The organism is Streptomyces sp. Y1, assembly GCF_041053115.1.
GTDB lineage: Bacteria > Actinomycetota > Actinomycetes > Streptomycetales > Streptomycetaceae > Kitasatospora > Kitasatospora rubellomurina.
The window spans coordinates 8,286,315-8,298,449 of the sequence record NZ_CP163445.1; the positions used below are offsets into that span (position 1 = coordinate 8,286,315).

The window sequence follows — 12,135 nt, forward strand, 5'->3', positions numbered from 1 at the left end:
TCAGCGACGCGGAGGGCCCGTCTCCTCGGGCCCGGCGGCCGGTTCGACCAGTTCGACCAGGATGCCGCCGGTGTCCTTGGGGAACAGGAAGTTGACCCGCGAGCCCGCGGTGCCGCGCCGGGGGGAGTTGTACAGCAGCCGGACGCCCCGGTCGCGCAGCGCCTCGCAGGCCGCCTCGACGTCGTCGACGGTGTAGGCGACCTGCTGCAGGCCCGGGCCGGACCGGTCGAGGAAGCGCGCGATGGCCGAGCCCGGGGACAGCGGGGCGAGCAGCTGCACGCAGCCGCCGGAGGCGTCGGGGCCGACCGCCATCATCGCCTCGCGCACGCCCTGCTCGGCGTTCTCCTCCACGTTGAGGCAGCGCATGCCGAACACCCGCTGGTAGAACGCGATCGCCTCGTCGAGGTCGGCGACGGCGACCCCGACGTGGTCGATCCGCCGCAGGCCGATGCCCTCCGCCAAGGGGGCCCGGGGGTCGGCCGGTCCGCTGCTGCTGGTCTCAGTCATCGCAAGTCCCTCGTCCGGTGGGGTGGTCGGCCGCGCGGAGCCGGTGCTTCAGCTCCGTGACGCCGAGGTCGGGTTCGGTCGTGATCAGGTCGATCAGCGGTGCCCACTGGCGCATCACCACGGCCATGACCTCGGCGTCGAAGCGCTCCGGGGAGAACAGCCACATGCCGCGCAGCGTGCCGCCGTCCTCCCGCATGATCAGCGTCAGGTCCACGGCGGCCGGATCCATGGTGATGATCACCTCGGAGAAGACGTAGTCGTCGCCGAGGTCGTCCAGCGCCAGCGGCGCGGCCTCCAGGCCGGGCAGGTCGAAGGTCGGGATCGCCGCGTTGAGCAGGTTGAAGGAGACGGCGAACGGGTCGCGGCCGTCCGCGCCGGCCTCCGGCAGCGCCCACACCGGGACGTCCTGGTGGGCGTAGGCGCCGAGGGTCCGCTCCCGGACCTGGCCGACCAGGTCGCGGAAGCTCGGGTCGCCCGTCAGATCGCTGCGCACCAGCAGGTGGTTGACGAAGAAGCCCAGCATCGGCTCGCTCTCGGGCCGTCCGCGCCCGGCCACCGGGAAGGCCACCGTGATGTCCTCGCTGCCGCTGTAGGCGGACAGCATCAGGTGGAACGCGGCCATCAGCACCATGAACAGCGTCGCGTTCTGCTGCTGGGCCATCCCGCCGAGCGCCTCGGTGGCCGCCGGGGTCAGCGTGAAGCCGTGGGTGGGGCCGACCGCCGCGCCGATCCGCTGGTGCTCGGGCAGGTCGACGCCCAGCCGGGCCGGGCGCCCGGCCAACTGCCCGCGCCAGTAAGCCGCCTGGCTCTCCAGCGCACCCGAGGCCAGCTGCCGCTGCTGCCAGGCCGCGTAGTCCGGGTACTGCACCTCCAGCTCCGCCAGCCGCGGCGCGCGCCCGGTCACCGCGGCCGTGTACAGCTCGCACAGCTCGCGCAGCAGCACCCCGTACGACCAGTTGTCGGTGACCAGGTGGTGCATCACCCACACCAGGACGGTCTCCTCCGGCGCGAGCCTGACCAGCGTGCCGCGCACCAGCGGCTCCGCCGCCAGGTCGAAGGCGCGCCGCTGCTCGCTCGCCAGCAGGCCGCGCAGCTCGCGCTGCCGGCTCTCCTCGTCGCGCTCGCGCAGGTCGAGCACGTCCATCGGCCAGGTGCCGTCCGGGTGCACGAGCTGCGCCCAACCGGACGGCCCGTGCACCACGTTGGTGCGCAGCGCCTCGTGCCGCCGCACGATCCCGTCCAGGCTGCCGCACAGGGCCGCCTCGTCGAGCGCGCCCCTGAGGACCACGGCGGTGAGCACGTTGTGGTACGGATCCCCGGCGGGGACGCGGTGGTGGCGGCACATCCAGTCCTGGGCGAAGGACAGCGGGACGCCGCCGGCGCGCTCGACCGGCTCGATGGTGTCCGTCGGCGCGTCCGCCGCGAGGCGTCCGGAGAGCCAGGCGGCCATCGCCGCGACGGTCGGGCGGTCGAACAGCTCCCGGATCGGCACCTTGACCCCGTGCTGCGCCGACAGCAGCGAGACCAGCTGGGTGGCCATCAGGGAGTGGCCGCCGAGCTCGAAGAAGTTGCCGTGGACCCCGACCCGCGCCACCCCGAGCACCTCGGCGAAGGCCGCGCACAGCGACTCCTCCAGCGGGGTGCGCGGCGCGGCGCCGACCGCGGCGGCGGCGAAGTCGGGGGCCGGCAGGGCGCGGCGGTCCAGCTTGCCGTTGGCCGTCAGCGGCAGGGCGTCCAGCGCCAGCACCGTCGCCGGGACCATGTACTGCGGCAGCCGCTCGGCGAGGAACTCCCGGACGGCGGCGGGATCGAGCGGCGCGCCCTCGGCGGGCACCGCGTAGCCCACCAGGCGCTTGTCCCCGGGGCGGTCCTCGCGCACCGTGACCACGGCCCGGGCGATGCCGGGGTGGGCCCGCAACGCGCCCTCGACCTCGGCGAGTTCGATGCGGAAGCCGCGGAGCTTCACCTGGCCGTCGGCCCGGTCCAGGAACTCGATGCTCCCTCCGGCGTTCCACCGCACCACGTCCCCGGTGCGGTACATCCGCGCGCCGGCCGCCTGGAAGGGGTCGGCGACGAAGCGCTGCGCGGTCAGGTCGGGCCGTCCGAGGTAGCCGCGGGCGAGGCCGTCGCCCGCGACGTACAGCTCGCCGGGCACGCCCGGCGGCACCGGCCGCAGCGCCTCGTCGAGCACGTAGACCCGGGTGTTGTCCATCGGCCCGCCGATCGGCACCGTGCCGGCGGCCGGCTCCCAGCCCGGGTGGCAGGTGGCGAAGGTGGTGCTCTCGGTGGGTCCGTAGACGTGGACCAGCCGCGTGCCCGGGGACAGCCGGCGGATGCGGGCGAACGCCTCCGGCGAGACGGCCTCGCCGCCGGTCCACACCTCGCGCAGCCGGCCGAGCGCCGTGGGGCGCCGGTCGGCGAGCAGGTTGAACAGGGCGGTGGTGAAGAAGGCCGCGGTGACGCCGTGTTCGGCGATCAGGGCCTCGATCGTGGCGGGGTCCAGGTCGCCGGGCGGGGCGGCCACGATCCGGCCGCCGGTCAGCAGCGGCACCCACAGCTCGTAGGTGGAGGCGTCGAAGGCCAGCGGGGAGTGCAGCAGCACCCGGGCGTGGGCGCCGCCCGGCCAGCGGCCGTCGTGCGCGAAGCTCGCCACGTTGCGGTGGGTGACGGCGACGCCCTTGGGCGTGCCGGTGGAGCCGGAGGTGTACATCACGTAGGCGAGCTGGTCGGGGTGGATCTCCACCCGGGGCGGGCCGGGGTCCGCCTGCGCACCCAGCGCCTCGCCGTCCGCCGCGATGTCGTCCACCGTGACGACGTCCACGCCCTCGCCCGCGGGGTGGGGCCCCGCGGCCCGGTCGACCAGCAGCAGCCGGGCGCCCGTCCGGGACAGGATCAGTTCCATCCGGGACACCGGCGAGCGGCTGTCCAGCGGCACGTAGCTGCCCCCGGCCTTGGTGACGGCCAGGACCGCGACCACGTGGTGCACGGACCGCTGCAGCAGCACGGCCACCGCGCTCTGCGGGCCGACGCCCAGCGCCACCAGCCGGTGGGCCAGGCGGTTGGCCGCGGCCTCCAGCTGCGCGTAGGTCAGCCGCTCGGGCCCGCAGACCATCGCCACCTCGTGCGGCGTGCGCGCGGCCTGCGCCTCGAACAGCCGGGGCAGCGCGGCGTGCGGCACCTCGTGCGCGGTGTCGTTCACCTCCTCGACGAGCAGGCGGTGCTCCTCGGCGGTGAGCAGGTCGACGGCCTCGAAGGGCAGCTCGGGGGTCTCGACCGCGGCGCGCAGGAGCCGCTCCAGGCGCACCAGGACGGCCTCGATGGTGCCGGCGTCGAAGACCTCGGTGTTGTACTCGACGCTGCCGTCGATGCCGGCCGCCTCGCCGCGCCGGCCGGGCCGGCGCTCGGTCAGCGTGAAGGCCAGGTCCATCCGGGCCGTGCCGGTGGCGGTCGGCAGTGTCCGCGCGGAGAGGCCGGGCAGCTCCAGGCCCGCTTCGGGGGTGTTCTGCCAGGCGAGGACGGTCTGGAACAGCGGGTGGTGGGCGAGCGAGCGGGTGGGGTTGATCGCGTCGACCAGGCACTCGAACGGGATGTCCTGGTGGGCGTAGGCCTCCAGGCTGGTCTCGCGGACCCGGCGGATCAGTTCGCGCATGCCGGGCCGCCCCGAGGTGTCCACCCGCAGCACCAGGGTGTTGACGAAGAAGCCGACGAGCTCCTCGGCCGCCCGGTCGGTGCGTCCCGCGACGGCGGCGCCGACCGGGATGTCGTGGCCCGCGCCGAGCCGGCTCAGCAGCGCGGACAGCGCGGCGTGCACCACCATGAACACGCTGGCCCCGCAGTCGCGGGCCAACCGCGCCAGCCGGTCGTGGAGTTCCGCGTCCCAGCCGAACTCCAGCCGGGCGCCCCGGTAGCCGAAGCGCGGCGGATGCGGGCGGTCGGTGGGCAGCGCGATGCGCTCCGGCAGGCCGTCCAGCGCCCGCCGCCAGTGGGCGAGCTGGGCCGCCCACCGGCTCTGCTCGTCCGCCGGGTCGCCGAGCAGGTCGCGCTGCCAGAGCGCGTAGTCGGCGTACTGCACCGGCAGCGGCGCCCAGTCGGGGGCGCGGCCGGCGGCGCGGGCCCGGTAGGCGAGGGCCAGGTCCCGGCCGAGCGGGGCCAGCGACCACTCGTCGGCGGCGATGTGGTGCACCACCAGCACCAGCACGTGGTCCTGCGGGCCGAGGGCGAGCAGCCTGGCGTGCGTGGGCGCTTCGACGGCCAGGTCGAACGCGTGGCGCACCGCCTCGTCCAGGGCCTGCGCCAGCTCGGCCTCGGTGACCCGGACGACCGGCAGCTCGGGCCGCGCCCGCTCGGGGTCCAGCACCTGCTGGAACGGCACTCCGGCGGTGTCCGAGAACACCGTGCGCAGCACCTCGTGGCGGGCCACCACGTCGGCGAGCGCCGCGCGCATGGCGTCGACGTCCAGCGGGCCGGACAGCCGCAGCGCCACCGGGATGTTGTAGGTGGCCGAAGGGCCCTCCAGGCTGTGCAGGAACCACAGGCGCTGCTGGGCGAAGGACAGCGGCAGCCGGTCGGGCCGCGCGACGGGGCGCAGCGCCGGCCGGGCGGCGTCGCCCGCCGCGAGCAGGCCGGCCAGCCCGGCCGGGGTGGGGTGGTGGAACAGCGTGCGCACCTGCAGTTCGGTGCCGAGCGCCTCCCGGATGCGCGCGATCAGCCGGGTGGCCAGCAGGGAGTGGCCGCCGAGGTCGAAGAAGTCGTCCTCGACGCCGACCTCGGTCACCTGGAGGACCTGCGCGAACAGCTCGCACAAGGTCCGCTCCTGCGCGGTGCGCGGGGCGACGTACGGTGCCCGCAGCGCCGCGCGGCAGCCTTCGGGCGCGGGCAGCGCGCGGCGGTCGATCTTGCCGTTGGGCGTCAGCGGCAGCGCGTCGAGGAGGACGAACGCGGACGGGACCATGTAGGCGGGCAGGCGCTCGCGCAGCGCGGCGCGCAGGTGGGCCTCATGCTCGTGCCCGCCCCGCTCGGCCGCCGGCTCGTCCCCGCACAGGTAGGCCACCAGCCGCTGGTCGCCCGGCGTGTCCTCGCGGACCACCACGACCGCCTGCCGCACCCGCGGCAGACCGGCCAGGACGGACTCGATCTCGCCGAGCTCGATCCGGAACCCGCGCAGCTTGACCTGGTGGTCCAGGCGGCCGAGGAACTCGACGGCCCCGTCCGGCCGGCGGCGCACCAGGTCGCCGGTGCGGTACAGCCGTTCGCCCGCGTTACCGGGGAACGGGTGCGGGACGAACTTCTGCGCGGTCAGGTCGGGGCGGCCGAGGTAGCCGCGGGCCAGTCCGTCGCCGCCGATGCACAGTTCGCCGGGCACCCCGAGGGGCACCGGCGCGCCGGCGGCGTCCAGGACCTGCAGCTCGGTGTTGGCGATCGGCTCGCCGAGGGTGACCGGGCCGTCGCCGACGAGGGCCACCGACGACCAGATGGTGGTCTCGGTGGGGCCGTACATGTTCCACACCGGCATGCCGCCGGCCCGCAGGCGCCCGGCCAGTTCGGCCGGCAGGGCCTCGCCGCCGGCCAGCGCCCGCAGCCCCGGGCGGGGCGCCCAGCCGGCGTCCAGCAGCATCCGCCAGGTGGCGGGCGTCGCCTGCAGGACGGTGGCGCCGCAGCTGTCCAGGGCGTGCGCCAGGCGCCCGCCGTCGGCGGCGACCTCGCGCTCGGCCAGTACCACCCGCGCGCCGGTGACCAGCGGCAGCAGGATCTCCAGCCCGGAGATGTCGAAGGAGAACGTGGTGACCGCGAGCAGCGTGTCCTCGGCCGTCAGGCCCGGCCGCTCCCGCATCGCGTGCAGGAAGGTGTCCAGCGCCCGGTGCGGGATCTGCACGCCCTTGGGGCGCCCGGTCGAGCCGGAGGTGTAGATGACGTAGGCGAGGTCGTCCGGGTCGACGGGCCCGTCGAGCGGTTCGGCGCGGGCCGCGTCGACTTCGTCGCGGAGTCCGTCGTGCGGCTCGTCGCGGAGTTCGTCCACGCAGACCACGGTGGCCCCGCCCACCGCCAGGTCCTGGCCGAGGTCCGCCAGCACCCGGCGCTGGGTCAGCAGCACCGGCAGCCCGGAGTCCTCGACCATGAACGCGAGGCGCTCGGGCGGGAAGCCCGGGTCCAGCGGCACGTAGGCGCCGCCGGCCTTGAGCACCGCGAGCAGCGCCACCACCAGCTCGGTGGAGCGTTCCAGGCAGAGGCCGACCAGCGTCCCCCGACCGACCCCGAGCTCCTTGAGGCGGTGGGCCAAGCGGTTCGAGCGGAGGTCGAGTTCGCGGTAGTCGAGGGTGCCGTCGGCCGCCTGGACGGCCGGCGCCCCGGGGGTTCGCCGGGCCTGCTCCTCGAACCGGCGGTGGGCCGCGAACGGACCCGGCCACGTGCGGCGGGGCCGCTGCCCCGCCGTCCACAGCCGGTCCTGCTCCGCCGCCGAGAGCATCGGCACCTGCGTGATCGGGCGGTCGGGGTCGGCGACCAGGTTCTCCACCAGCCGCGCCAGGTGCCGCGACATCCGCCGCACGGTGGCCGCGTCGAACAGGTCGCTGTTGTACTCGAACAGGCCGGCCATGCCGCCCGGCCGGTCGAAGACCTCCAGGGTCAGGTCGAAGCGCGAGGTGGCGCTCTCCACCTCGACCGGCTCCATCCGCAGCCCGAGCCCCTCGAACTCGGGCACGGGGATGTTCTGGAAGATGAACGACACCTGGAAGACCGGCGAGCGCGACAGGTCGCGCCGCGGGTGCAGCTCCTCCACCAGCCGCTCGAAGGACAGCTCCTGGTGGGCGAAGCCGTCCAGGCACACCTGGCGGACCCGGCCCAGCAGCTCCCGGAAACCCGGCGCGCCCGACAGGTCGGTGCGCAGCGCCAGCATGTTGACGAACAGGCCGATCAGCGGATCCAGTTCGCGCCGCGTGCGGTTGGCGACCGGCACGCCGACGACCAGGTCCTCCTCGCGGCTGTAGCGGTGCAGCAGGACCAGGAAGGCGGCGAGCATCGCCATGAACGCGGTGGCGCCCTCGCGCCGGCCGAGCTCGCGCAGCGCCGTACTGGCCGCTTCGGACAGCTCGAAGGAGCAGGAACCGCCCGCCGTGCCCTGCACCGCGGGGCGCGGGCGGTCGGTGGGCAGCTCCAGCGCCTCGGGCGCGCCGCTGAGCGCTCGCTTCCAGTACTCCAGGTGGGCGCGCTGGCTCTCGTCCTCGGCGCGCCGGCGCTGCCAGGCCGCGTAGTCCGCGTACTGGATCGGCAGCGCCGGCAGCGCCGCCTCGCTCCCCGAGGTGAACGCCGTGTAGAGGGCCACCAGTTCGCCGAAGGCGACGGAGGTCGACCACAGGTCGCCCGCGATGTGGTGCATGGTGAGCAGCAGGACGTGCTCGTCCTCGGCCAGCCGCAGGAACCGCACCCGCAGCAGCGGGCCGGTGCGCAGGTCGAAGGGGCGGCCGAACTCCTCGCGGGCCAGCTCCCGGATCCCCGCCTCGCCCCGCGGCCCGCGCAGGTGGCCGCACTCGACGACGGTGAACTCCACCTCGCCCGCCTCGTGGACGATCTGCACGGGCTCGCCGTCGACCTCCTCGAAGGTGGTGCGCAGGATCTCGTGCCGCCGCGCGATCTCCTGCACGCTGCGCCGCCACGCCGCGAGGTCCAGCGCGCCGTGCAGGCGCATCGCGCCGGGGATGTTGTAGGCCGCGTTGCCGGGGGTCAACTGTTCGAGGAACCAGAGGCGTTGCTGCGAGAGCGAGGTGGCGAAGCGGCGCCGCGCCGGTTTGCGCCGGCCGAGCCGGGCCGCCAGCAGTGCGCGCTTCTCGGCCGCCGTGAGCTTGCTCAGGTCGCTCGGGCCGTTCAGTCCGCTCGGGCCGCTCAGGGCGCTCAGGTCGATGTCGTTCATGCCGGGTCCCCCTCGCCCACGCCGTCCGCGGCGAGCAGGGCGCGCAGCTGGGCTTCCACCTCGTCGTCGGTCAGTTCGTCGAGCAGGTCCGCGGGCTCGTCGCGGTCCAGCGCCCGGATGCCCTCGTCGTCGGACCGGTCGCCGCCGGCCGCCAGCAGGGCGACGGTGTTGGCCACCGTGGGGCCCTCGAAGAAGTCCCGCAGGTCGAGCTCGGTGCCGAACCTGCCGCGGATCTTCGTGCCGATCTGCACGGCGGCCAGCGAGTGGCCGCCGAGGGCGAAGAAGTCGTCGTGCACGCCGACCCGGTCGACGCCCAGCACCTCCTGCCACACGGCGGCGACGGCCTGCTCCTGCTCGGTCGCGGGCGCCACGTAGGGCGTGCTCAGGTCGGGGCGCGGGTGGGTGGCGCCGAGCGGTGCCAGGCCGTCGAGCTCCCGGGCCAGCAGGGCGGGGGTGAGCGACCGGGCGAGGCGGCGCATCGCGGCCAGGTCCCGGGCGCACACCGCGAGTTGGCCGGGCAGCGCGTCGGCGCCCAGGATCCGGGCGAACGCGGCCACGGCCTCCTGCTCGGTCATGCCCTCGCCGAGCCGGGCCAGCGCGCCGCCGGACGGCCCGGGCGTCGGCCGGGGCGGCGCCGCGGCCCGGTCGATCTGGGCCAGCAGGCCGTCGACGTCGTTGATGCGCTTGATGGTGAAGTCGGTGATCTCGACCAGCAGGCGGCCCTCGGGGTCGAGGATCCTGGTGTCGCAGGTGAGGGTCTCGCCAGCGCCGTCCTGGGTCTTCTTCAGTTCGACCGCGCAGTGCACGGTGCGGGTCAGGCGGCCGTGGACGCGCAGGCTGCGGTAGGTGAACGGCAGGTAGAACACGTCCTCGGCGTGGATCCGGGCGGAGGCGCCGGCCACGTCCAGCAGGGCCGGGTGCAGGGCGTAGTCGTCCAGGTCCGCGGCGAAGCCCTCGTCGAGTTCCAGGGTGACCAGCAGCCGCCCCTGCCCGGCCTCGATCCGGCGCAGGCACTGCCAGCGCGGGCCGAACGCGAACTCCAGCCGACCGCCCTGCTCCACCTGGTCGAGCTTGAAGCGGCGCTTGATCTCCTCCGGCGTCTCGATGACCTCGGTGGCCCGGCAGTCGCGCAGCACCTGGGCCAGGTCGTGCACGGTCGGCGAGGCGTCGCGCTCGTGCAGCGCGACGGTGCCGACCGCGTGCTCCAGCCAGGCGTCCCCCACGCGGCTGCGCACCGAGAACCGGCCCCGGCCGTCGCGCAGTTCGACGGTGGTGTGGAGCTGCCGGGTCTGTCCGTCCGGCACGATGACGGGCAGCGGGAACAGCACGTCCTGCAGTTCGACGACGCGCCCGCCGGCCTGGCGGGCCACCGCGGCGTTGACCAGTTCGAGATAGGTGGTGCCGGGCACCAGACCGTTGCCCATCATGCGGTGGTCGTCGAGGATCCAGTGCTCGGTGCCGAGGGTGGTGAGGTAGGTCCACGACCCCTCCTCGGCGCGCACCAGGCGCAGCAGCGGGTGGCCGGTCGGCTCGCCCTCGGCGGCGCCCTGGCCGCCGAGCCGCGCCGCCAGTCCGGCGGCCATGCCCACCCCGCGCCAGGTGTCCCAGGCGACGGCCGTCACCGGCGCGCCCGACTGCCGCTTGGCCTGGGCGTACGCGTCGAGGAAGGCGTTGGCCGCGCCGTAGTCGCTCTGGCCGGGCCCGCCCAGCAACGAGGTCAGCGAGGAGCAGAGCAGGACGAAGTCCGGCTCGTCACCACCGAGCACCTGGCCGAGCACGTGGTCGAGCGCCAGCGTGCCGAGGGTCTTGGCCGCCAGCACCTCGTCCACGTCCTGGCGGGACTTGCCCGCGATCATGCCGCGCGAGGGCACCCCGGCGGCGTGCACCACGCCGTGGATCGCGCCGTACCTGGTCCGCAACTCCTCGACCGCTCGGGTCAGTTGCGCCACATCGGTGACATCGGCCGACAGCACGAGCGGTTCGGCGCCCAGCTCGCGCAGCCGGGTCAGCCGGCGGATCCGCCCGCTGGTGGCGTCCTGCTCCCCGTGCGTCTCCAGCCACCGGGCCCAGTCGGCCTCGGCGGGCAGCTCCGACCGGCTCAGCAGGGCCAGCACCGGGCCCTTGGCGGTGCGGGCGAGGTGTTCGGCGAGTGCCAGGCCGACGCCGCCGAGGCCGCCGGTGATCAGGTAGACGCCCCCGTCGCGCACCCGCGCCGGCGTCTGGACGGTCGGCGGTGCGGACGGCTCCAGCGGGACCGGGTCGAACGCGCGGACCCACCAGTGCCGGCCGCGCAACGCCAACTCCGGCTCGTCGACGGCTCGTTCGAGGAGGGAGTGGATGTCGTCCAGCGTGCGCTCGGCGGGGTACTCCGGGTCCGCGCCGGACAGGTCGAGGCTGCGGCAGGTGGCGTCCGCGAGCTCCTGCGGGAGCACGGTCGTCAGGCCGAGCAGCAGCGCGTTCTCCGGCCGCAGCTCCTCCTCACCGGTCACGCTGTGCACGCCCTGGCACAGCACGTCGACGGCGACCGGGACGTCCGGGACGTCCGGGCGGGCATCGCCGATGCCCTGGGCCAGGGCCAGCAGGCTGTCGAAGCCGCGCCGCCTCGCCTCGGCCAGCCGCCGCTCGTCGAGCGGGCCGGTGCTGCCGTCACCGCCGTCACCGCCGAGGCTCCACAGGTGCAGCACGTGGACGGCCGTCGGCCGGTCGGCCGCGAGGGACCGCAGCAGCTCGGCGTAGTGCTCGCGCCGCAGGGGGTCGAGGGCCCGGTCGTCCGGGCCGTGGGCCTGCGCCTGCGGGCCGGCGACGACCCGCACCACCCTGGCGCCGCCGTCCGTCAGACGCTGTGCGAGGGCTCGGCCGAGGCCCAGCTCCGCGCCGAGGAGCACCCACACGCGCTCCGGGGCGGGCGCCGTCGCGGCGGCGAATGGCGGCAGGCGCCGCCAGCCGGGGGTGTAGCACAGGGCGTCGGCGGACTCGGCCCGCACGGCGGCGGGCTCCTCTCGCTCCGGGCGGGGGTCCGGTTCGATCCAGTAGCGGTGGCGTTCGAAGGCGTAGCCGGGCAGCCGCAGCAGGCGACGCTCCTCGCCCTCGAACAGGCGCGACCAGTCGACGGCCGCTCCCGCGCTCCACAGCCGGCCGAGGCTCTCCAGCAGGAACGCGCGGTCGTCCCGCCGCTCGTTCGGGTGCCGCAGCGAGGCCAGCGCGGTGCGCGAGGCGTCCCAGGCCGCGTGTTCGCGGGCGAAGGTGGTCAGGGCGTGGCCGGGGCCCACTTCGAGCAGCACCGCGGCCGGGTCGGCGAGCAGTTCGTCCAGCGCCGCGCCGAAGCGCACCGGCTCGCGCAGGTGCCGGCCCCAGTACTCGGGGCTGGTCGCCTGCTCGTCGGTGATCCAGGTGCCGGTCACGTTCGAGCAGAAGGGGATCGTCGGCGGGTTGAGGGTGGCCGTGCGGACCTCCGCCACGAAGGGCGCGACCGCCGCCGCCATGCTCGGCGAGTGGAAGGCGTGCGAGGTGTGCAGCCTGCGGCAGCCGGTGCCCGCGGCCTTCAGCCGCCGCTCCAGCTCCTCGATCGCCTCGACGCCGCCGGAGACCACGCTCAGCGCCGTGGAGTTGACGGCGGCCACGGACAGCCCGCCGGTGAGCAGGGCGGCGGTCTCGGCCTCGGGGAGGAAGACCGCGAGCATCGCGCCGGCCGGCATCGACTGCACGAGGCGCCCGCGCGCCGCGAC

3 protein-coding genes (1 of these 3 cut by a window edge) are annotated in these 12,135 nt (G+C 75.2%); all 3 read right to left on the reverse strand.

Annotated elements, in window-relative coordinates; translation table 11 throughout:
- Tightly spaced (each overlapping or abutting the next), the 3 genes in view from mce to AB2U05_RS36290 form a layout consistent with a single transcriptional unit that may run on beyond the window.
- A complete protein-coding gene (gene mce, locus AB2U05_RS36280; protein ID WP_369185674.1) occupies positions 1–507 on the reverse strand; it encodes a methylmalonyl-CoA epimerase in 507 nt (168 codons plus the stop codon).
- Entirely contained in the window at positions 500–8,410 is a 7,911-nt protein-coding gene (locus tag AB2U05_RS36285) for an amino acid adenylation domain-containing protein (RefSeq protein ID WP_369185675.1), read from the reverse strand. The genes mce and AB2U05_RS36285 overlap by 8 nt, the downstream gene beginning before the upstream one ends.
- A protein-coding gene (locus AB2U05_RS36290; protein ID WP_369185676.1) for an SDR family NAD(P)-dependent oxidoreductase crosses the window boundary here: on the reverse strand, positions 8,407–12,135 show its 3' portion. It continues 1,953 nt past the right edge of the window; the window shows 3,729 of its 5,682 coding nt (coding positions 1,954–5,682); the start codon falls outside the window, past its right edge; it ends in the stop codon at positions 8,407–8,409. The genes AB2U05_RS36285 and AB2U05_RS36290 overlap by 4 nt, the downstream gene beginning before the upstream one ends.

What these genes read in the sequence shown, in the direction of transcription:
- mce (WP_369185674.1), bottom strand. Translation starts at nt 507, where the DNA reads ATGACTGAGACCAGCAGCAGCGGACCGGCCGACCCCCGGGCCCCCTTG.
- AB2U05_RS36285 (WP_369185675.1), bottom strand. Translation starts at nt 8,410, where the DNA reads ATGAACGACATCGACCTGAGCGCCCTGAGCGGCCCGAGCGGACTGAAC.